Raw genomic sequence first — 21,593 nt, forward strand, 5'->3', positions numbered from 1 at the left:
CCCGTCCACTCATGACGGGCGGGACGCCCATCCCACAATAACAATTAAAATTATAAGTTATTTAATTCGCGATCCTAATGGAAAATGGCTAAGGGAGCCTTTATACCATTTTAGATTTTAGATTTTAGATGAGAAAATAGGGGATGACTGATGACTGTCACGGTTGGGATCGCGGACCTACAGTTGCATTATTTTTAACTGGTGTTAGTAGAAATAAAACTCAACTATGAACTGAGAATATATAGCTAGAAGTTTTTTTTCAGATTTCGGTATTGTATCGGATTGTCCCCAAGCTATATTAAAATGATCGAGTTGTAGATTTTGAATTTTAATTATTTATGCGTATTTGGCAAGCCGATTTTTACCGCCGCCCTCTCCAAGACGAAACTGGTAAACCACTGTGGGAACTCTTAATTTGCGAATCGGAAGGCAGTTTTCAATTTAGCGCTGTTTGCAGCCAGGGGGACGCAAATTCTAATTGGCTAGCCTCGCAGTTGCAGCAGCAAGCTCAAACCCAGAATTTGCCAGATTTAATTCAAGTATTTAGGCCTCAGTCTCTGGGCTTAATTGAGGCTGCGGGCAAAGTTTTGGGTGTCAAGGTGGAAGCGACTCGCCGCACTGCTGCTCTCAAATTGCTGCTGCAACAACGCGCAAAAGAATATTTGAGTATGCCTAATTATACAGGTGAAACTTACAGTGCGATCGCCCTTGACTCGCCGCCGCCCGTACCCTTACCCGAAAACCTCTGGGGCGATGGCTGGCGTTTTGCTTCCCTACCCGCCGGCGACATTGAAGATGCTTTCCAAGGGCGTCCCTTGCCAATTTTGGAAATGCCAGAATTACTGTTACCGCTGAATTTGGGCTTGGCCTCAACAGTACCCGTACCGGGAGTTGTTATTGACGGTGGACGCCAGTCTATGCGCTTGGCTAGATGGCTTCAAGATGCCAAACCTTTTGCTTTGAATTATATTGCTGGAGAACCAGACGGATTGATATTGGAAGCTGGGTTAGTAGATAGGTGGGTTGTGGCTACTTTTGAAGATAGCGAGGTGAAAGCCGCGGCCCAAATTTACCAACAGCGCAAGCAATTAAGTAAAGGATTACATTTTTTGTTAGTCCAGCCCGATGATAGTGGCATGACTTATACAGGCTTTTGGCTGTTGAATCTCGATCGATAAGATGTAAATAATATTATTTGTGATGTTGATAAATCGCTCGCCGAAAAATAGTAAAACAGCGCTCGAACGCAGTTTTAGCAGATACAGACTCAGACACAAATTTTCAAACAGCTTGTTGAGCTCGCAAGAGATAGTGCTGCAAATTTATTCTACAACTAAAATCAAGCCGTTTTGGATGCCCTGACAAACTCGGTTGATGTGACACTGGTCTTTTTCGTTCAGACCTTTCTGGGCTAGCATTGCTGATTTCAGCAGCCGTCTGTCAAGGGGGGTAATTTGACGGAAAGCAAAGATGCGATCGACGATCGCCTCGATCGAGATTTTGGGGAGGTTAGCAGAGCTGACTGTCATGGTCTTCACACGCTAAAAGTTGATAACAGAACTGTGTATCTTTATTTTTAAAGATTTTGTGAAGCTACTTAGTGATTAAGATCACATAATTTTAGTGACAAAATAGTGTATGCAGGGTGACTTTTGTCACGAAATCTTTAATTATCTTTACGTCAACTTAACTCTGGCCCGATAGAATCACTGTGGTAAAACTCAAGCAGAGGGTAAAAATGGCACAAGCAAAAATCGGAATTATCGGCGGCAGCGGTTTGTATAAAATGGAGGCCCTCAAGGATATTGAAGAGGTGAAAATTGATACACCTTTTGGATCGCCATCGGATGCCGCAATTGTGGGAACATTGGACGGTACGCCGGTAGCATTTTTGGCTAGACACGGCCGCAACCACACTTTTTTGCCATCAGAAGTGCCGTATCGCGCAAATATTTATGCAATGAAGAGTTTGGGAGTTGAGTATTTAATCTCAGCGTCGGCGGTTGGTTCCCTGAAAACAGAGGCGAAACCTTTAGATATGGTAGTGCCGGATCAGTTTATCGATCGCACAAAAAATCGAGTTTCTACCTTTTTTGGAGAAGGAATAGTCGGTCACATCACATTCGGCGATCCGGTTTGCGGCGAATTGGCTAAAGTGTTAGCAAGTGCGATCGAATCCTTGAACCTCCCCGACGTTAACCTCCACCGGGGCGGCACTTACGTCTGCATGGAAGGCCCCGCATTTTCCACAAAAGCAGAATCAAACCTTTACCGCAGTTGGGATGCCACAGTCATTGGGATGACAAATTTGCCGGAAGCAAAATTAGCTAGAGAAGCTGAAATTGCCTACGCAACTTTAGCATTAGTCACAGACTACGACTGCTGGCATACCGAACACGACAGCGTAACAGTAGAAATGGTAATAGCAAATTTGCACCGAAATGCAGAGAATGCTCAAAAAGTCATTCAAGAAACAGTCCGTAGACTAACAGAAAATCCACCTGTTTCTGATGCACATTCTGCGTTGAAATATGCAATTCTGACTCGGCTGGATCAAGTGCCGGCCTCAACTAAGGAGAAAATGGGTTTGTTGTTGCAGAAGTATTTGTAATTAGTCATCCGTTTCGCGCCAGTAAATGCCACAATCTTGAGCTAGCGCATACTATCCGTCGGGGTCATGTCAACTATCTAATCGTGAAAGTAATTTTACGAGCAGTTAATGACCCCGATAAATGATGAATAATTGCTATAACTTCCTCTCGTGTGAGAACAGTTGGCATAGAACGACTTCTTTTGGGCCGTACTGTATCAACTTGTAAATCTAATTCTAAGTTTCGGCTTTTTGTGACTTAGGAGTTGACTATACGAAAAATTTCGCTATAATAAATATTTGGCTTGCTTAGTCTAATAAAACAGCAATCTCTATCAATTTTAGGTACGAAGGAAAAGTCACATTGGATTTCACACCACAAGTTAGGAATACAGCAAACTAGCCAGATATCGATCGGTGTGATTGAATAGCTCGTGAAATACATGGAGTCAAAAACGTGCCAGATAGTCACAATATTAATGAAGTAATTTTTGTAGAGAGGGATACTCAAATTTTCAATATCCCTGACACTAAAACCAGGCTTTCAACACTGCAAAATTATTTCTTCCCTCGGCTAGAAAAGTTACTGCGTTATACCCTTGATGTTGTGGCGCAAGTCTACGATGTGAATCCATACGAGAGAATGACTTTTGCCTACTCTCCAAGTCATCGAGATAAAGCAAAGGAGAACAAAGACTATGGCTTTGTTCATATTGGAATTATTGCAAAACGGGGTGACAAACCGCTCAAAATTCTCAAGAGAAATGGACAGCCATTCTTTCATCATCCCACTTATCTGACGTTTAAGGTATTTCCTAGTGGAACAATTCATGCTGAGCTAATGCCATTTCGTCAAGGCGTAGATGATGCTTACGTGGCAAGAATTTCCCAACTCGTCGCTAAGTATAGCGAGGTTTTAATGCCACTATTATCGGTAGCACGTATTTCACATACGACGTATAATCCTGAATTTGAAGTTCTGCCTCTTCATCAGGCAATTGTGCCTGAAGAAGTAGGGTCAGAAGCTATAAGGTTGATATCACCAAAATACTACTTTCCTGTCAGTCCAGGGCGAGGATTGTCTGAACTAATTATTGCATTCATCCTCTTATATGCTTTAGCAGAATCATTTATTTTTATTGGTGAAGGACGAGAACCTCAGCTTGAAAATAGGCTTGAGCAATTCAAAGAATTTTATCTCGCTTTTAAAAATACCGAAAATGACATAGAAACAGAAGAAAGCGAGGAAGAAGATTTCGATTCTTCAAAAATGCCTGAACTAGACAGTTATTCTTTTGTGAGAGCAGGTAAATGGTGGGCTGTACTTGCTAGAGATAAATGGAAATGTCTTAGCTGTGGTAGATCGGCACGGGAAGATGGAGTTTTATTGGAAGTTGACCACATTATCCCCCGTTCAAAAGGTGGTTCTAACGATATGAGTAATCTACAAACTCTTTGCAAAAAGTGTAATATTGGCAAAAGTAATCGAGACAGCACAAGACTTTGTGTGACTTCTGATGAATTGATAGATCGAATGTAGATAGCGTAATTTTTCGGCGCGTGACTTTTATTAGTCATCAGTGATAAATTTGAAATAATTTGTGGTCACGCAGCCTAGAATTACAGCTATTAACTTATCAACTGCTTGAATGCCTCGTGTTCGCGAACATCGGATTTTAGCAATGCCGAAGCGATCGCTAGAACTGTTGGCCGTAGAAAACCAGCAGAATTTCCTATTTAGCAATTCAACTTTTCAGGAAAATATCCAAACTGTTAGCGGCGATCCCGCTTACAAACTTTTCCTCGGCTATCATACTCCTTGGTGGCACGAACTAGATATTCATGGTGGTACTTCGGCTACAGATTTGCCGATGTAAAAGTGTTACTACTTCGGTACAGAAAGCGCCCAAGGGGGCGATCCAAACAATCACAACTCCCTATTATTAAGTCTGTTTCCTGATAATATTGCTGCGGGTTTTTGGCGAACGATGGCCTATAATCCAGATAACCCAGAAAAACGTCCAGCTTTTCGCGGAGAACGAGGCGAAAAACTGGAATTGAGAGCTTTTCTGAAAAGTGATGGTTCTATTACCACAGACCCCTTAGTTCCTTCTCAGGATATGGTACGGACGGCCCAGCAACAACTCAAAGCCCTACACAATTTAGCAGATATTCCAGAACCTTATACCGCCCTTTATATCGACTGGCAAAAAGATCCCTACGGGGGAGGATGGCACTCTTGGAACCCCCGCTGTCAGCCCTGGGAAGTGATGAAACAGATGCGGCATCCGATTCATGCTGCTAATGTTTATGTCTGCGGCGAAGCCTATTCAAATATGCAAGGATGGGTGCAAGGAGCGCTAAATAGTGCAGAATTAATGTTAGAAGAAAACTTTAAGTTTAGTCGGCCTGAATGGTTGCCACCCAATTATGATTTGGGGTCGTAAAATTCATTTTACTGTTTCCCAGACCGCCAGGGACTTAAGTCCCTGGCTAATAGCTAAAGTCCTCTGAACAGGACTGAAAAACTCATTCTACCTCGACTATATTTCTTGTGAAACAGGCATCTTGCCTGTTCAAAACTCGCTTTTTTGGAGATGTCTATTAGTCCTCTTTGAGAGGACTTTCGCTATTAGACAGGGAATTCATTCCCTGGCGGACTGACGGGCGGACGAAAGAACTGGGCGGACTGACAGCTTAAGTTGACACCAACGGAAACTAATCACCGACTCCCCAAAATAAACTCTCCCACCGAAGATTCGGCAAAATAATCGCATCCTGCCGCTGCTGCAAATAACTCGGAATTTCCCCCGCCCACTCCCGACGGCGCCAGATTCATTGCTGTTGCCACTAAATACATCGTTTGATACAAAATCCCAACGTGCTTTAATATTAGACTATAGGCCATTGATTCATAGCCCCAAGTTACTCTCGAAAACCGAGAGGATAGCAGAATTAAAATCTGTGGTTCTACCTCTATCTGTACTGACAATCCTGCACTTTTTAGCAATGCTTCTACCTGCTTTGTTTTCCCAGAAATTTTACAAAGTTGGTGTTCTTCGGGTGCATAATAATACAAGCCAGCCTCAATATTTTCACAGGAATTGATAGCAGTATAAATCTCTAAATCGTAGCAAGCGCCTCCGGTTGGATAAGGTCTATTGCTGCAATCCATGTTATCTCTGGGGACAATCTCGCGCAATCTCGCGGAACGATAGAGGAATTCTCCTAATTGTTCAACAGTAATCGGTTTTTCTCCATGTTGCCGGATTGTCTTTCTTGATTCTAAAATTGCTGTAAACGGTGTATCTGTTTGTTTCAAACTGTCGATGTCAGGTTTATAAAGATTGATAATCTCGTTGGAAGGTTTGGCTTTGAGTACGGGTGTGGGTTCGATTTCTCCTAAAAATCGAAAGGTTTTGCCAATGAGATTAGAATGGCGGCCGCCGCGACTGCGGGAGTGAAATAATAAATCGTGAAATTCCCATTGAGTTAGAGTTTCACTTTGTTCTAAGCTGCTATTCTTGTTAACAGATGATAGCACTTCAGTCGCTAACAAAAAGCTGATAAATAATCGGGCAGTGGGTTCAGAAATCCCCGGAATTTTGGTTAAATCCGAGATGGCTTTAGGTTGCGAGACTTCGTTGATTAAAGCTGCACTGCGCCAATCTTCGAGGATAATTTTCGCTTTGGAAAGGGGCGATTCTACCACAAGATGTGATTTTTCTGAGTGGCAATAGGCAAAGCGTGAAAGTTGATAGTTATTATCAATAATTGTGTCTGATAATTGCCATTTATAGGGTGTGGCTATGGGGACGGCTGTAGCGATCGCACTGCCGTCTATTTCTAAGGTATGGTAAACTAAACCCAGGATGACAAATTGTTCTAGGTAGTAGTAGAATTTAGCGAGGGCGGAACTGCCATCGGTAGAAACTACCAGTTGAGTTAGGGCTGTTTCGGTTGCGCCTGCGGTAGAAATAACTTTAATCGCGGCGACAATTCCGGGAGAGAGTTTGTTGAGGTTAAAGTCGATGTAGGGGGCTTTTAAAATTAAGCCTTTTTCGGCATCCTCAATTATAGAAATTTCTGGCTTAAAAGTTAGGATGATTTGGGGGATGGTTTCACTCATAATTAAGCTTAAAAGAATATCGGGAATGGGTTGATTTGGTGTTCGGGGATGGGTGCATCTAGCCAGCCTAATTTCACGGGAATGTCATAAAGTCGCCCTGCTGCTAAGCGTTTCCAAAAGTGCCGCATTCCTGGTACTATAACTTTGACGACATTTAAGCCAATGTCGGGCCTGGTTTGATCTAAAACAAAGGTTTCTAAGCCTAATGTTTCAGCTATTTTTACGCACTTTTCAACGTCTGCTTTTAAATCATCGCTGGCTAAGTGGGGATAGTCAGATAGTAATTTTAAAGGTTGGGAAGTATCGGGCGTTAAATAAGATTTATTTTCTAGGGTGGCGGTTTTGTACCACTCAACGGTGAGGCCGTCGGAAACTCCGTAATTTGTGCTACCATCGCTGTTAAAAGTTAATACTGCGGGTAAAGATTGATTGACTTCTGTTAAGGCGCGAGACAGGGCAATTTGGGGGTCAAAATGTGCGCCAAAACCAAAAATAATATCTTCGATTTCTCTGTCGATGCGGTGAGAAAGGGCGGCAAAAACGGGGATGTTAAAATCGTTGGTGAGGTCTAAAACCCACAGAGTGCGGTCTATACTTTGATAATAGTTTCTGAGTTCTTGAATGTAGGAATCGTGAAAGCTATCTAAATCAACAGCGGGGACTTTAACCCGATTGTACCACCACAAAGCAACGCTATCTCGCTCCACTAATTCCATAAACCCTTGCAAAATTGCCTCTTCTTTGGTATTGCCGGCGGCGGCACCGTTGGAGTCCGCCCAACAGTCGGGTTTTTCGGGTTTGGGATAGCCGTAATAACAGTAAGCTGTGGGTAAATATTTGACTCGTTGATGAGTTAATGACCAAATTGGTGTCCAGTCAATTTCTCTGCCGGCATCGAAGGGTTCGGGGACTCTTTGAAAGAAGCTTTTACAGGTTCTATTCCAGTCGTGGCGAGTGCTATATTGTACTTCACTAAAACCCATGCAATCATTGGGGTGAATTGCGGTTTCTCCCATTGTTTGATAGCTGCCTTTTTGTCGAATTTCGTCGCCTTGAAATACACCGGAATATCTCTCAATGGCTTCTCCCAAGGCGCTGGCTTTGGCTTGTTCGTCGGTTTTGCCTTTGCCGGCACTTCTGCCCCGTAAGTTTTCTTTGAGGAAGTACAAGTCATCGAACATCGTAGCGAAATTGTGGCCGGCTAAGTAGTTCGGTGTTAAAGCATTGGCTGTTTGGGGAACTTTGAGTAAACCGCGCACAACTCCGGTTATGGGACTGATTTGGCTGTCAAATTTTTGCAGGGTTTCGGTTGGGGAAAAGCCGCGATGTCCGCCATCGGCGGTAAAGGTTTTTTTCTGGCTTTGGAGGACAAAGGGCTGGATTTCTTGGGGCGGAAGTAGACCGCATTCGGGGCATTGGGGGCGTTTAGTTATGGTGTGATTGGTGGTTTTGAGGGTTTTGGTGTCAAAGGTAATTATTGTATTTTCTAAATTTTTATTTTCGCCTTGGACAATCCATTTTGCTAGTTCTGTGGCGGCTAAATTTAAACCCATTTGTAAGGTGGAAGGTAGGTAAGATGGGGGATTTAATAAGGGTTTTGAGTAGTTATTTTGACGCTGGATGAAGCTTTGGGTGGGGCGATTTGCTCTCAGGCGTTGGGCGAGACATTCCCAGCAGGCGGTGGTTTCGGGGTGGAAAATCGGGCCGATCGCAATTGTGGAACTTGTAGGTTTGACGAGTAGCCAAGGTTGGCCTGTTTGAAGGGATTTTTGGTTGAATTCTCCCAGTTCTGGTTGCAGGTAATCGTCGGCTATGATTAGGGTGATATCTGCGGTGGTTGAGACTTGAATACCGAGGGTTTCTAGGGCGCTAATGCAAGTTTCTGCTGGGATTTGGCTGTAGGAAATGACGGCAACTTTCAGGGATTGCAAGCGGGATGCGGCTTGCTGGGGGGAGATGTTTAAGAGAGTGTAAAAGGCGGCGGTTTCTTCGGGGAGGGATGTGTCGTTTTCGATGAGGTGGCCTTGTTTTTCTAGCAGGGCTAGGGTATAGTAAATTTCTGCGGGTGAGGCTTGATTTCGCAGTTTGGCGACGATTTCATCGGAGGTATTGTGGCCGTCGATTAAGGGGGTTAATAGTTCGTAAAGGTGGCCTGAGAGGACGAAGGAATCTGACTCGGAGATCAGGAATACTCCTACCGATTTGATGATTTCGACGGTGAAGCAATTTTTAAACTTTGGTTGGTAGAGCATCCTGAATGGTGTTTAATATAATTTTTGAATAGATTTTAGGATAATATCAAAGCCGGGGCGAGTTCGCTGAGATACTTGATAATTATTAACAAATGATCTTAACATACAACCGACAGTCCGGCAGGGGTTAAAACCCCTGCCTCATAGCGAAAGTCCTCTCAAAGAGGACTAATATCATGTCCGATCGCACAATTACAATAAGTTAGGTTTGTATTACTAGCGATCGACCGGACATAATATTATCAGCAGTTACCCGAACCCGATCTAATCAGTTCTTCAGTCCTCTTTCAGAGGACTTTCGCTATGAGACAGGGGTTTCAACCCCTGGCGGACTGCCGGGTGAGCGAGAGGACTGCCGGACTAAAAGCTTAAGTTTCTGTAGGGTGCGTCGCTGTGAGAAGTTAAATGGAACTTGTAGATTGACTGGTGGCGACGCACCTTACCTACGACAAGATTGTGTGTACCATATATACATGGAATATGCTGTATCTCGATCGCAACTTTGATACCTATTTCCCAAATACTAGCAACAGAAAACCACAATTCGTTCGTTTCATCAACTATTTGTACGATCGCCTCCTCATTCAATCTTTTTCGTTTTAGCCCGATCGATATTTACGGTTTCCATACTCTTAAAAATTTAAATCTATAAATTAACTATAGTCGATCGCCCGAAAAGCTAATTCTCATCGAGAGACCCCGCTGTGACTATAGAGTTCCACTTAACCAAGCTTGGGCATCGCCTTGGACATTTCCAGTTCACTAACCGTCAACTCTTGTTGTAAAACCGACATATATTCCTCTGTTAGATGCAGTTAATCTTGTTCGGGCAATTAATTGGGATAAATTAACAATAGTCCCATCCGCTTGTCAACCCCAGAAAAACCAACTATCCTCAAACGGCCCCGCTGCGACTAGACAAGCGGGGCCGAAAAACTGGCAAGCTACGGGTTCCGCCTGCGGTAAGCTAAAGGGACTTTAGCAACTCAACGGAATAATGCCAGGGCCTACCTCTGTTCCACCCTCAATCCAATCGCTAATCTGTGCGTCTGTTAAATTATCAGGTTTCGCGGGCAAGCGCATTTCACCAATCATCGTACCTTCAGCAACACCACTTAACCAAGCTTGGGCGATCGCCTTTGAGATTTCCAGTTCGCTCGCCGTCAAATCTTGTTGCAAAACTGACATAATTATATTCCTCTGTTAGATCAACCTAATCTTGTTCTGGCAATTAATGCCGATACAGTACAACAGTCTCATCCGCTTGTCAACTGCGGAAACACCAACTCTCCTGAAGCGGCCCCGCTGCGACTAGACAAGCGGGGCCGAAAAACTGGCAAGCTACGGGCGCAGATTGGGGGAAGCTAAAGGGACTTTAGCAAGAACAGGCATTAATTTCGCCTGGGAATCCATCAGCCCGCCCCTCAAGCCAATCCCTAATCTGTTCCTCTGTCAGATCGTCGGGTTTGGGAGGTAGGGGCAGTTCGTAAATAACCGTCTCCCCTTCAGTACCTCGAAGGACGGGAACTGCATCGGCAGCCTGATTTACTTGGACTTCTACGAAATCTTCGAGAATTAACCCATTGTCTCGCAGCGTGGCTGCGGGTTCGTTCAGTAGGCTGTTATACAAAGCTTCGTCCAACCATGCTTGACCAATCAGTCGGGCTATTTGTGTTTCCCAACTTCTCCAATCCTGGGGAAAAGCCATAATTTTCTCCTAGCTCCCTTTTGCGGGAAATATAGATTTTGCTGTTATTGTATAGCAGATGCGTTCTCTACAGTTTCGATTGGCAACTATTGACCGCGGCAGGGCTGATTGTATTATGTTAAATGTTGTAGGGGCGGGTTCACCAGCAATATTTGGTTAAGATCGATTATCTCATAAACCCGCCCCCACTTGGGCGGCAAATCTCCCGATCGCTTCATGTCATATCCTATCCGATGAATTGACCATCATAATATTCCGGCCGGGGCGGGTTTATCAGATGGTTGATTTTCACCAAATATTGTTGGTGAACCCGCCCCTACAGCTTTTTTATCGTGGTGCAAAATGTGAATTTTTACGGATTTTCTTGATGATACAGTGGTTTTCACTCCCGATAGGTTAATATCACTAACAAGTACAATACCAACTAGCGCACGGACTATGCTCGGACTTAACGGATATCGCATTGTACAAGAACTTCACAGCGGCGTAAAAAGTTTGGTTTATCGAGGCTACCGCGAAGCAGACCAGCAACCCGTTATCGTCAAACTCCTTAAATCCGAGTACCCCACTCTGGAAGAAGTCACCCGCCTCAGAAATGAATACAAAATTGCCCAACCCCTAGACAGTTCTAGTATCACCAAAGTCTATAGCCTAGAAAACTATCGCAATAGCTTTGCCCTAATCTTAGAAGATTTTGGCGGCTCCTCTCTCGACCAGTTACTTACTAACCAAACCTTACCTGTAACAGAAGTTCTGAGAATTGCCATTGTCTTAATAGATGCCTTAGATTATTTGCACCGCCATTCGATTATTCACAAAGATATTAAACCGGCTAATATTATTATTAACTCTACCACAGGCGAAGTCAAACTCACTGACTTTAGCATATCCTCCCGCCTGCAACAAGAAAATCAATCTGTTAGCAACCCCTCGGAACTAGCGGGTACTCTCGCCTATCTCTCCCCAGAACAAACGGGGCGAATGAACCGCTCCGTAGATTACCGAACCGACTATTATTCTTTAGGAGTGACTTTATACGAACTGCTGGCGGGTCAGTTACCTTTTGCCACGGTCGAGCCGATGGAATTAATACATTGTCACTTAGCTAAACAGCCTTTACCACTTTGTGAAATTAGAGAAATTCCCCAAGTTATTTCTGATATCGTCATGAAACTCTTAGCCAAAACCGCAGAAGAGAGATATCAAAGCGCAGCGGGATTAAAATTTGACTTAGAAAGTTGTTTAAATCAGTTGCTTGCTACGGGAACAATAGCACCTTTTGCCATTGCCACCCGCGACAAAGGTAGCCAACTCCTGATTCCACAAAAACTTTACGGCCGCGAACAGGAAGTAATAGAATTACTAGCCGCCTTTGAAAGAATTAGCCACTCGACTCTTACCCCGACATCTCTAACCCCCAACCCCCTTACTAAGGGGGCTTTAGAACCAGCAGAATCCCCTCTTACCCCAACACCTCTTACCCCCCCCTTAGCAAGGGGGGCCGGGGGGGTTCAAAACCATGCTTCAGAAGCAGAATCCTCCTCCACTCTTACTCCCCCCTTATCAAGGGGGGCCGGGGGGGATCAAACCGAGGAATCAACTCTTACCCCTTCCCCTTCCCCTTCCCCTTCCCCTTCCAGCAGCGAAATGATCCTAGTTTCCGGCTATTCCGGCATAGGCAAAACCGCCATTGTCAACGAAGTCCACAAACCCATAGTCCGCCAACGCGGTTACTTCATTTCCGGCAAATTCGACCAATTTAACCGCAACATTCCCTACTCAGCCATCATCACCGCTTTTCAAGCCTTAATTAACCAATTACTCACAGAAAATGCCGGACAAATTGCCAGTTGGAAACATCAACTCTTAGATGCCCTCACCCCCAACGCCCAAGTCATCATTGATGTCATCCCCGAAGTAGAATTCATTATCGGCACCCAGCCAGAAGTGCCGCAATTAGGGCCAACAGAATCCCAAAACCGCTTCAATCGAGTTTTTCAACAATTCCTCAAAGTCTTTTGTCAGCCCCAACACCCCGTTGTGCTGTTTTTAGATGACTTGCAGTGGGCAGATGCAGCCTCCCTGAAACTCATGCAACTGCTGATGGGTGATTCTGACAGCCAACATTTGTTAATCATTGGAGCATATCGCGATAACGAAGTCAACCCCACTCACCCCTTAGTTCAAACCTTAGAAAAAATCCGCGAATCCGGGGCAAATCTCAACAACATCACCGTTCAACCTTTAGCCATCAATCATGTTAGCCAACTGATAGCCGATACTCTCAATGAATCCGCAGCCACCAAACGCATTCAATCCTTTTCCCAACTCCTGTTTAGCAAAACCCAAGGCAACCCTTTCTTTTTAACCCAACTGCTGAAAACCCTCGCCTTGGAAAACCTGCTGCATTATGAAGCCAGCAGCGATAAATGGCAATGGGATATCGAGGCAATCCAAGCCATTGGCATTACCGATTTAAATGTGGTCGAACTCATTGCTAGAAACATTCAAAAGCTACCAGAGGTTACTCAGAAAGCCTTAAAACTTGCCGCTTGCGTTGGCAACACTTTCAACTTAGATGTTTTAGCCATTGTCAACGAAGCATCAGAATTAGTAACGGGGGCGCAGTTGTGGCCAGCGCTTCAGGCGGGTTTGATTTTGCCCCTGTCGGAAGCCTACAAAATTACCCTGGTATTTGCTGAGTCGGAATCTGAATCAGTGCGGCTGCAAGATGTGAAAGTAGATTACAAATTCTTGCACGACAGAGTGCAGCAATCTGCCTATTCTCTGATTCCCGAAACCGATAAAAAATCAACTCACTTCCAAATCGGTCAATTGCTGCTGCAAAATACCACAGCAGAAGAACGCAAAAACAATATTTTTGCCCTGGTTAATCAATTGAATTTTGGCATAGAGACAACCACAGAAGAATTACCGCTACTAGCTACCCAGTCAGACAAAAACCTGTTAGCAGAACTTAACTTGATTGCAGGTCAAAAAGCTAAAGCATCCGCAGCTTTTGAAGCGGCGGTTAATTATTTTAATATCAGTTTGGGACTGCTGGCTGCCGATAGTTGGCAGAGTGATTATGACTTAACGCTGCCTATTTATGTGGAAACCGTAGAATCTGAATATTTAAACGCCAATTTTGAACAGGCGGAACAGCTTTTAGAAGTTGTGTTGCAAGAGGCGAAAACGCTTTTAGATATGGTGAAAGTTTATGAGGTTAAAATTCAGTCTTATATTTCTCAAGATAGGTTTTCAGAAGCAATAGAAACAGGACTGGAAGTGCTGGAAAAATTAGGTATATCGCTGTCTCAAATGTCGGAAGACCCCGGAATTTTGATTCATGCAATTGCTATAAAACTGGCAGAAGAAAACAAACAAATTGAGGATTTAGCAGCCATTTCCGAAATGACCGATCCTTATCAATTGGCCACAATTCGGATTATGTTAACAGTTTATTCTGCTGCTTATATTACGAATCCTGCATTAGGATCTCGACTTTTATTTGCAATGGTCGATCTCTGCTTAACTTACGGCAATCCTCCCTTAGTTGCTGCCATTTATGTTAATTATGGTATCTTTTTGACTACTGGGGGAAATATTGATTCAGGATATAGAGTTGGTCAGTTATCTTTAAGATTGCTCGAGCAATTTAATGCCAAAAAGATAAAAGTAATTGTTCTACACGCCTTTAACTCATATATTAGACACTGGAAAGACCATGTTAGGGAAACCATAGATTCTTTGCAAGAGGGCTTTAATAGTGGGCTAGAAACAGGAAACTTAGAGTATGCCTGCTATGCAATTCTAACCAATCATCTTCATGTATTCTTTGCGGGTAAAGACTTAGAGTTGCTTGAGGTTAAAACCAGAGAGTATGTATTTTTGATTGGCAAACTAAAGCAATCTTATTCTTTTGAATGTATTAAGCTCTATCGACAACTTTTCTTGAGTCTATTAGGTCAGTCAAACCGACCAACTGAGTTAACTGGCGCTCAATATAATGAAAAAGAGTCTCTTGAAGCTGCATTACAAATAAATAACTATTTTAACTTGTTTTTTATATATACTTTTAAAACCCTCCTTTCATATTTATTTAAAGAACGGGAAGCTGCCATTGAAAATGCTCGACAAGCAGATAAATATAAAGCCCCTGTTGGCGGCTTGATAGCTACAGCACAACTCAACTTTTACTATTCCCTCAGCCTCCTCGCTCAATATCCCCACGTCAGCGAAACCGAACAGAGAGAATATCTCGAACAAGTAGCCACCAATCAACAAACAATGAGACATTGGGCGAACAATTGCCCCGCCAACTACCAACACAAATACGACCTAATAGAAGCCGAAAAAGCCCGAATTTTAGGAAACTACCCCGCAGCCATCACCCTCTACGATGCGGCCATCACCGGGGCCAGAGAACAGCAATACACCCAAGAAGAAGCCCTCGCCAACGAACTCACCGGCGAATTTCACCTCACTCGCGGCCAAGAAAACATGGCCCGCTTCTTCCTACTAGAAGCATACTACTGCTACATCCGCTGGGGAGCGAAAGCCAAAGTCAAAGACTTAGAAACCCGATATCCCCAATTCTTCGCCAAAATCAACGCTCAAAAACCCGCAGAAACCAGCCTCACCTTAGCCACCATCATCACCAGCAGCAGCAATTCAGAAGGATTTGACTTAGCCTCCGTCTTCAAAGCCGCCCAAGCCATTTCCAGCGAAATAGTCCTCAGTGAATTGCTGACAAAACTAATCAAAATCGCCATAGAAAATGCCGGCGCACAAACCGGATATTTGCTGCTCAAACACTCAAACACATTCACCGTAGAAGCCGTCGGACAAGTCGAAGGCGACAACATCACCCTCTCACAAATCCCCCATCAGCCCCTCCCCGAAATCCTCCCCATGAGCGTCATCAACTATGTAGAAAGAACCCAAACAAGTGCCGTCTTAAACAATGCTACCACCGAGGCGATGTTTGCCGCCGACCCCTATATTGTTGCCCGTCAAACCAAATCCATACTCTGTACTCCCATCATCAATCAAGGTCGCTTCATGGGTATAGTTTACTTAGAAAACAACCTAGCCAAAAAAGTATTCACCCCAGCGCGACTAGAAGTCTTAAAACTCCTATCTTCCCAAGCTGCTATTTCCCTAGAAAATGCCCAACTTTATCAAACCCTAGAACAAAAAGTAGAAGAACGCACCGCACAATTAGCCCAAGCTAATACAGAAATATTGGTTTTGAACGAACGGCTAAAAGTAGAAAACCTTCGCATGAGTGCCGAACTAGACGTAACCCGCCGCCTGCAACAAATGATTTTGCCTCAACAGCAGGAATTAGAGTCAATTGCAGGGCTAGAAATTGCTGCATTCATGGAACCGGCTGATGAAGTTGGTGGCGACTACTACGACGTACTAAATCACGGCGGTAAAGCCACCATTGGCATCGGCGACGTGACAGGACACGGTTTAGAAAGCGGCGTCTTAATGATTATGGCGCAAACAGCAATTCGCACTTTGCTGGTTCACAAGGAAACCGACCCCGTTAAATTATTACAGACAGTCAACCAAACGCTTTTTGATAACGTAGAGCGCATGGATTCCGGTAAAAATATGAGCCTTTCTTTGCTAGAATATCGGGACAACACCCTGCATTTGAGCGGACAGCACGAAGAGGTGATTGTCGTTCGTGACGGCGGCGAAGTAGAGCGGATTGATACCATCGAGTTAGGGTTTCCCATCGCCTTGGAAGCAGATATTGCCGATTTCATTGCTTCTACTGAAATACAGTTGAATTCGGGGGATGTTGTCATACTCTACACAGATGGAATTACCGAAGCTTTTGATATGAAGAAAAATCAATACGGTATCGAGCCATTGATTGAAGTTGTTGTCCTTAACAGGGAACTGTCAGCAGCAGAAATCAAGCAAGCGGTTATTGACGACGTGCGACGATACATCGGGGAGCAAAAAGTATTTGATGACATTACTTTGGTAGTAATCAAACAGAAGTAATACTAATTCTCTAAAATCGTGCAACACTCTTCGACCCCCCCTAGCCCCCCGCTGCATTGCGGGGGGAAGAAGAATACTGTTGCATTCTTTTTTAAAATTGGTATTACAGCAGATTCCACGCTTATGAAGTACCCCCGCCTAGCGTCATATCTCCGTAGGGAAACGGCGAAAACCTTTGTCCCTACATTCCATAAACCTGGAATAGGCTGTATGTATTTTCCCACTCATCTACTTAGTTCCGATCAATTAATCAACTGCTTGAATGCGTCGTGTTCGCGAATCTTCTCCAAATCAGCTTCACTTTTTGCCAACTCTTTACACACATTGGGATTGAGATTGAGGGCGCGCTTTAAATTTTCAATGGCTAATTCAATTTTACCTTGTAGTGCATAACATCGGGCTTTGTTGTACCAAATTCTGTAAAAGTCAGGCCGGATTTTAGCCGCATTGTCGTAGGATGCGATCGCAGCTTCGTATTTTTGCAATTTGGAGAGTGCAACGCCTCGATTGTTCCAAGCGTCAGTATAATCATTTTTAATTTGTAGGGCTTGATTGTAAGAAATTACTGCTTGTTCGTACTCCTGCATTTTGGAAAACGCAACGCCTCGGTTGTTCCAAGCATCGGCATAATCGGGTTTGGCTTGAATTGCCTGTTCGTAACAGCCGATCGCCTCCTGGTACTTCTGCAACTCCAACAATACCACGCCTCGATTGTTCCAAGCGTCGGGATAATTGGGGCGAATTGTAGTAGCTTGTTCGTAGGAGGCGATCGCCTCTGGATACCGCTGCATTCTTGTGAGCACTACTCCTCGGTTATTCCAAGTATCGGCTAAATCCGGCTGAATTTGCAGGGCCCGATCGTAAGCTGCGATCGCATCTTGATAACGGTTTTCAAAGAAACAAGCATCTCCCTGTTTAGCATAGTCGGCGGCCGTCAATAGCTGTTGGTAATTGCCATAGTTAACCGGAGCAAATTCTTGAATTTGGGCATCGGGGAATAAAAGGTCTGTTTCTGCCTCTGCCGAGTGATTTTGGTGTTGAATTTCGCCTAAGATAGTTTCAGCGTCGGAAATTAATAGTTTTAATTGAGAGATTGTATCGTAATGGAGACTTTCAATTTCTTGGCGGGCAATTGTTGTCTGCTTGGACAATTTGCTCAACAGAAACCAAACCCCGACTCCGGCTGCTGCCGGAAACAAAGTTAGGGCAATTACCAGCCCGTTAAGCAGTACCGCCGTGCGCCCGAAGGCAATGTCAACTTCTTCTTGAACTCGATCGCGAATTTCTTCTTTAAGTTGCTGCTGTGAGAATTGCTGCTGAACCAACAGTGCCGCCGTCGGTTCAGATGCAAAAACGGTATTGGCGCAGACTAGAATAGTCAAAAGGGCGATCGGGCTAATACTTTTTCTAAAGATACTTGACAAACGCATTGCCTTAGTGATACGCACCTGAGTTGCGATTTCCATGTGTCAAGAGATGCTGATAACGATGATCCCAGACTAGCCCATTTGTTCACCAAAAAATTGGGTTTGAAGCCCCGTCATAAGCTTGACGGCTTTAATTATAAAACTTTGTTAAAATATCTAATAAATCCTCAGCTAAAGTTTATAATTTAGACAGGCAAGTAAGAACAACCATCTACGTGTTGAAACGATTTCATAAGGTGAAACTCCTGGGTTGGATCGCTACTCGGCAATGCCGAGCCTGTCCAAACACGTAATAGTGAGTCGTTGAGCGTACCTAACTGGATTATTGATGGAATCAGAAAGCGATCTAAAAACAAAAGTAAGCGCAACAGCAATACTTCTCGTCCAAGTAGTTGTTTCGAGCGTGTAGATGCGATTTGACAGCGCGTTTAAGACTTAAGTCTTAAGAATCTCCGTGGCTTTAGCCCGGAGAGTGTCAAACGTTAGTAGCTTTGACACAGGATACTGTGATTTTGGAGTTTAAGGAAGGGCCTTACGACGTGGGGGCTGATAAAGACTTTTTGGCAAGTTTTCCTGCTGAGGGAACTGCGGCGGCGCGAGAATTAGTCCTGATTTGGGAAGCGGAATTTAACAGTTGACTGTTGAGAGTTGACAGTTGGCTTTTGACTGTTGACTGTTGACTGTTGACTGTTAAAAATCTAAAATCTAAAATCTAAAATCTAAAATCTAAAATCTAAAATCGATGGGCTGTTGACGGTTAAAAACCTAAAATCTAAAATCTAAAATCTAAAATCTAAAATCGATGGGCTAATTACTAATTACTGATGAATCTAATTGTCGTCATTCGATTGTATAAATCCGGGGCGGTGCGAATGATTTTTCTCAGGATCTCATCCGTCACCCAAAAGACGAGGGGAAAGGAAAATTTTTTGCTGAATTCGCTGCATAATAGGTTGGTAGAAACGAGCAATCGATCGATCGGCTCCACTGATTCCAAACCGAGGAGCATTAAAGCTGGAGGCTTTTCGCCATCTATTTCTGCTGCGATTGTCGTGTAGAGAGTTGTCGCCGATTTGGGCAAAAACAGTTGTCGCGGTTTCACGGGACAATTTGCTTGCAGCCGATCGACTATTTGCTGCCGCAAAGCCAGCGAGTTGCAGTTGACTAAAACGAAAGAAAAGTAACCTTGGGAAAGACGGAGAGTCCGAATTAAAGTTGAGAACGACCGCTCGTTATATTTAGCTGAGTCGTACTTAGCTGAGTCGTACTTAGCTGTATTTTCTGAGCTTTGCTCGACAAACATAAATTGCATATTTTTTATCTAGTTTTAGAGATTTTCTAGATTAAATGATGTTTCTAAAGAAAATGTGAAGATCGGAAATTTATTTTTCCTTTAAAAACATTTGGGTAACTATACCACGGTTTTAAATTAATATCAATAGTCCGATCGAAATATTCCGAGCGATAGATTTGGCTTGAAGCACTCAAAAAGAACCTGCGACGGCACAACACAAGTATAGCCACTGCAGAACGAAGAAGCATATTTGGCAATGGTTTCAGCAATTAATAACGTTCTAAATATTTGGCACAATTGCTAGATTAAATGTAATTTAAAATACCAAAAAATTACCTAAAATTCTCAGCCAGGGGCAAAGTAAACCAAAAACTTGCCCCAGCACCGGGAGTGCTAATTACCCCTATTTGGCCGCCGTGAGCACCAATAATTTGCCGACAAAGATATAGACCCAAACCCAAACCAACGGAGTGTCGGGATCGATCGCCCCTAACGTAAAGGTCAAAAAGATGTTCGCACTGTTCCGGCAATATTCCCGCCCCGTCATCTTTCACGGTACAGTAAATCATCCTACTTCCGGGATTGGGGATTGGGGATTGGGAATTGGTAATGGGGGATTGTGGATTAGTAATCGGTAATTTGTCGATGTTTTGTTTTGCTGTGCTTTGATTTATAGTTAATTTTTCCCCATTAATTACTTGAGCAGAAACAGTTAAATTCAGTCCCGGAAAATTGTGTTTCAAAGCATTAGCTATTAAATTAGAGAACACACGCCACAACTGAGTTTTGTCCGCATTCACGGCTGGCAAATCATCCGGCAATAAATTTTTAAAAGTAGCTTTACCCTCATTCATTAAAGGTTCCAAATCTGTCGCAGCAGCTTCAACTATCGCTTTCAAGTCAACCGATTCGCAGTGCAAAACCAAACCGCGCAATTCCCCGGCGTGAACTTCCAACAGCGAATTTATCAAGCGCAATTGCTGCTCGCTACCTTGAATCATCCGCTCCAAAATAGAACGGGGAATTGCGATCGAATCCCCGGTTTTCGTTTGCCAATTTTTCAGTACCATTAACATTCCCGCTACCGGGTTTCGCAAGTCGTGAGAAAGAGCGTGGATAAACAGCCGTAGCGATTCTTGTGCTTGTTTGCGCTGCGTGATATCCTCAATTAAACCCTCATAATAAAGCAGGGCGCCGCTGCTGTCTCGTACCGCCCGCGCCTTCTCGGAAATCCAGACAATACTGCCGTCACAGCGGTAAATTTTAGATTCAAAATCCGATACTGTGCCGCTTTCCTCGATCGATCGCAAAAACTCATTTCTGCGAGCCGGATCGACGTACAACTGCCGCTCAATATCAGTAAACTTTGTCGTCACTTCTTCCGGGGAATCGCAGCCGTAAATCCGCGCCAAAGCTGGATTGGCAGTAATATAACGACCATCGGGAGTGCTTTGAAAAATCCCCTCGCCCGCATTCTCAAAAATGCTGCGGTACTTCGCCTCCGCCGCCTCCAACTGCTGGTAAGCAGATTCCAACTCACGCCTGGTACTAAACTCTTTCCGTTGCAGACATTCGTACCAATAAACCGACAAATCGCAAATCAAACAAAACCAAAACAAATACAAGTACAACCCGGTCAACTTAAAAGCAGTATACTTAGCAAAACTTAGATTTAAAACCAAATTTATCCCGACGTGGCAAAACAAAACGCCGAGTTGAGAAATTAGGTGGAGGCGCCAGCGGACGGGCATCAGCGTAGCTTGGATCAGAAACGCTAAACTCCAGGTAAAAATTGGTAAGTCCCCGACTTGTGCGACAGCTAGCCCAATCTGTACAACCACCGTCAGCGACCACGAAAAACCCAAAAATAGCAAACCGGGATAGCGCTGTCCAAAGGAGGTTTTTTGCAATACAAAACAGGTCAACAAACCCAATTCTACAGCAGCGCTAGTGTACAAATAAACACTTTCAAACTCCTGGCGAGCTAAGAATCTTTCGCCCACAAAATAGACCGTTATTGTGAAGGCAAAAAAGATGGCAATTCCGACAGCAGGGCGCAGCCGATCTCGGAGGAAGCGATCGCGCCACACCTCGTAAACTGTTAATGCCTGAACTGATTTTGCCTTGCCCAAAGACTTCATATCATTTTAGATTTTAGATTTGAGA

General features: G+C 43.9%; 15 protein-coding genes. 7 read left to right on the plus strand and 8 right to left on the minus strand.

All coding sequences use genetic code 11. The features are described 5' to 3' along the window. Window positions 1-338: 338 nt before the first annotated feature. Window positions 339-1,178, plus strand: a complete 840-nt coding sequence (locus tag QUB51_RS23685; protein WP_333053877.1) for a Tab2/Atab2 family RNA-binding protein — start codon at window positions 339-341, stop codon at window positions 1,176-1,178. Between the two features lie 144 nt (window positions 1,179-1,322). On the opposite strand, the gene QUB51_RS23690 is transcribed toward QUB51_RS23685, so the two are convergent. Further along, window positions 1,323-1,529 carry a hypothetical protein gene (locus QUB51_RS23690; RefSeq protein WP_333053879.1) on the minus strand — a complete coding sequence of 69 codons (207 nt, stop codon included), beginning with the start codon at window positions 1,527-1,529 and terminating at the stop codon, window positions 1,323-1,325. Between the two features lie 209 nt (window positions 1,530-1,738). Between QUB51_RS23690 and QUB51_RS23695 the strand changes: the two genes are divergently transcribed. The 4 genes from QUB51_RS23695 (at window position 1,739) to QUB51_RS23710 (ending at window position 5,037) form a co-directional block, all read left to right on the plus strand. After that, window positions 1,739-2,611 carry an S-methyl-5'-thioadenosine phosphorylase gene (locus QUB51_RS23695; RefSeq protein WP_333053880.1) on the plus strand — a complete coding sequence of 291 codons (873 nt, stop codon included), beginning with the start codon at window positions 1,739-1,741 and terminating at the stop codon, window positions 2,609-2,611. A 436-nt stretch (window positions 2,612-3,047) separates the two neighbouring features. Next, window positions 3,048-4,130, plus strand: coding sequence for an HNH endonuclease (locus tag QUB51_RS23700; protein WP_333262964.1), 1,083 nt, complete (start codon window positions 3,048-3,050; stop codon window positions 4,128-4,130). Between the two features lie 109 nt (window positions 4,131-4,239). Further along, window positions 4,240-4,467 carry a hypothetical protein gene (locus QUB51_RS23705; protein WP_333232772.1) on the plus strand — a complete coding sequence of 76 codons (228 nt, stop codon included), beginning with the start codon at window positions 4,240-4,242 and terminating at the stop codon, window positions 4,465-4,467. A 111-nt stretch (window positions 4,468-4,578) separates the two neighbouring features. After that, window positions 4,579-5,037: an FAD-dependent oxidoreductase gene (locus QUB51_RS23710; protein ID WP_333053885.1), complete on the plus strand. Its 459-nt coding sequence runs from the start codon at window positions 4,579-4,581 to the stop codon at window positions 5,035-5,037. A gap of 275 nt (window positions 5,038-5,312) precedes the next feature. Here QUB51_RS23710 and QUB51_RS23715 read toward each other — a convergent pair whose 3' ends face one another. From QUB51_RS23715 to QUB51_RS23730, 4 genes are all read right to left on the minus strand, one after another. After that, window positions 5,313-6,719 carry a SagB family peptide dehydrogenase gene (locus QUB51_RS23715; protein WP_333053886.1) on the minus strand — a complete coding sequence of 469 codons (1,407 nt, stop codon included), beginning with the start codon at window positions 6,717-6,719 and terminating at the stop codon, window positions 5,313-5,315. 8 nt (window positions 6,720-6,727) lie between these two features. After that, complete coding sequence (locus QUB51_RS23720) at window positions 6,728-8,971, minus strand: TOMM precursor leader peptide-binding protein (protein WP_333262959.1); 2,244 nt, start codon at window positions 8,969-8,971, stop codon at window positions 6,728-6,730. A 978-nt stretch (window positions 8,972-9,949) separates the two neighbouring features. Beyond that, the gene (locus QUB51_RS23725) at window positions 9,950-10,159 is read right to left on the minus strand and encodes a hypothetical protein (RefSeq protein WP_333262957.1); all 210 of its coding nucleotides are present in this window, start codon (window positions 10,157-10,159) and stop codon (window positions 9,950-9,952) included. Between the two features lie 187 nt (window positions 10,160-10,346). Beyond that, the gene (locus QUB51_RS23730; RefSeq protein WP_333262955.1) at window positions 10,347-10,679 is read right to left on the minus strand and encodes a hypothetical protein; all 333 of its coding nucleotides are present in this window, start codon (window positions 10,677-10,679) and stop codon (window positions 10,347-10,349) included. Between the two features lie 438 nt (window positions 10,680-11,117). On the opposite strand from QUB51_RS23730, the gene QUB51_RS23735 reads away from it, so the two are divergent. Further along, on the plus strand, window positions 11,118-16,706 hold the full coding sequence (locus QUB51_RS23735; RefSeq protein ID WP_333262952.1) for a protein kinase domain-containing protein: 5,589 nt from the start codon (window positions 11,118-11,120) through the stop codon (window positions 16,704-16,706). A gap of 242 nt (window positions 16,707-16,948) precedes the next feature. Here the strand turns inward: QUB51_RS23735 and QUB51_RS23740 are convergent, their stop codons facing one another. After that, entirely contained in the window at window positions 16,949-18,172 is a 1,224-nt protein-coding gene (locus QUB51_RS23740) for a tetratricopeptide repeat protein (protein WP_333053891.1), read from the minus strand. Window positions 18,173-18,624: 452 nt separating this feature from the next. Here QUB51_RS23740 and QUB51_RS23745 point away from each other — a divergent pair, with 452 nt between their 5' ends. Beyond that, entirely contained in the window at window positions 18,625-18,771 is a 147-nt protein-coding gene (locus QUB51_RS23745) for a hypothetical protein (RefSeq protein WP_333053892.1), read from the plus strand. Window positions 18,772-18,947: 176 nt separating this feature from the next. Here the strand turns inward: QUB51_RS23745 and QUB51_RS23750 are convergent, their stop codons facing one another. Both QUB51_RS23750 and QUB51_RS23755 read right to left on the minus strand, forming a co-directional pair. After that, window positions 18,948-19,445 (minus strand): hypothetical protein, encoded by a 498-nt coding sequence (locus tag QUB51_RS23750; protein WP_333053893.1) that lies wholly within the window; start codon window positions 19,443-19,445, stop codon window positions 18,948-18,950. 314 nt (window positions 19,446-19,759) lie between these two features. Next, window positions 19,760-21,568, minus strand: coding sequence for a PAS domain-containing sensor histidine kinase (locus QUB51_RS23755; protein ID WP_333053894.1), 1,809 nt, complete (start codon window positions 21,566-21,568; stop codon window positions 19,760-19,762). Window positions 21,569-21,593 lie beyond the last annotated feature (25 nt).

Source organism: Microcoleus sp. AT8-A3, assembly GCF_036705675.1.
In the GTDB taxonomy this organism is placed as follows: Bacteria; Cyanobacteriota; Cyanobacteriia; order Cyanobacteriales; family Microcoleaceae; genus Microcoleus.

Bases quoted from the DNA above. Each gene is read 5' to 3' on its own strand.
- QUB51_RS23710 (WP_333053885.1), top strand. From the start codon at position 4,579: ATGGCCTATAATCCAGATAACCCAGAAAAACGTCCAGCTTTTCGCGGA.
- QUB51_RS23725 (WP_333262957.1), bottom strand. From the start codon at position 10,159: ATGTCAGTTTTGCAACAAGATTTGACGGCGAGCGAACTGGAAATCTCA.
- QUB51_RS23705 (WP_333232772.1), top strand. From the start codon at position 4,240: ATGCCTCGTGTTCGCGAACATCGGATTTTAGCAATGCCGAAGCGATCG.
- QUB51_RS23735 (WP_333262952.1), top strand. From the start codon at position 11,118: ATGCTCGGACTTAACGGATATCGCATTGTACAAGAACTTCACAGCGGC.
- QUB51_RS23755 (WP_333053894.1), bottom strand. From the start codon at position 21,568: ATGAAGTCTTTGGGCAAGGCAAAATCAGTTCAGGCATTAACAGTTTAC.
- QUB51_RS23690 (WP_333053879.1), bottom strand. From the start codon at position 1,529: ATGACAGTCAGCTCTGCTAACCTCCCCAAAATCTCGATCGAGGCGATC.
- QUB51_RS23685 (WP_333053877.1), top strand. From the start codon at position 339: ATGCGTATTTGGCAAGCCGATTTTTACCGCCGCCCTCTCCAAGACGAA.
- QUB51_RS23750 (WP_333053893.1), bottom strand. From the start codon at position 19,445: ATGCAATTTATGTTTGTCGAGCAAAGCTCAGAAAATACAGCTAAGTAC.
- QUB51_RS23720 (WP_333262959.1), bottom strand. From the start codon at position 8,971: ATGCTCTACCAACCAAAGTTTAAAAATTGCTTCACCGTCGAAATCATC.
- QUB51_RS23740 (WP_333053891.1), bottom strand. From the start codon at position 18,172: ATGGAAATCGCAACTCAGGTGCGTATCACTAAGGCAATGCGTTTGTCA.
- QUB51_RS23695 (WP_333053880.1), top strand. From the start codon at position 1,739: ATGGCACAAGCAAAAATCGGAATTATCGGCGGCAGCGGTTTGTATAAA.
- QUB51_RS23730 (WP_333262955.1), bottom strand. From the start codon at position 10,679: ATGGCTTTTCCCCAGGATTGGAGAAGTTGGGAAACACAAATAGCCCGA.
- QUB51_RS23715 (WP_333053886.1), bottom strand. From the start codon at position 6,719: ATGAGTGAAACCATCCCCCAAATCATCCTAACTTTTAAGCCAGAAATT.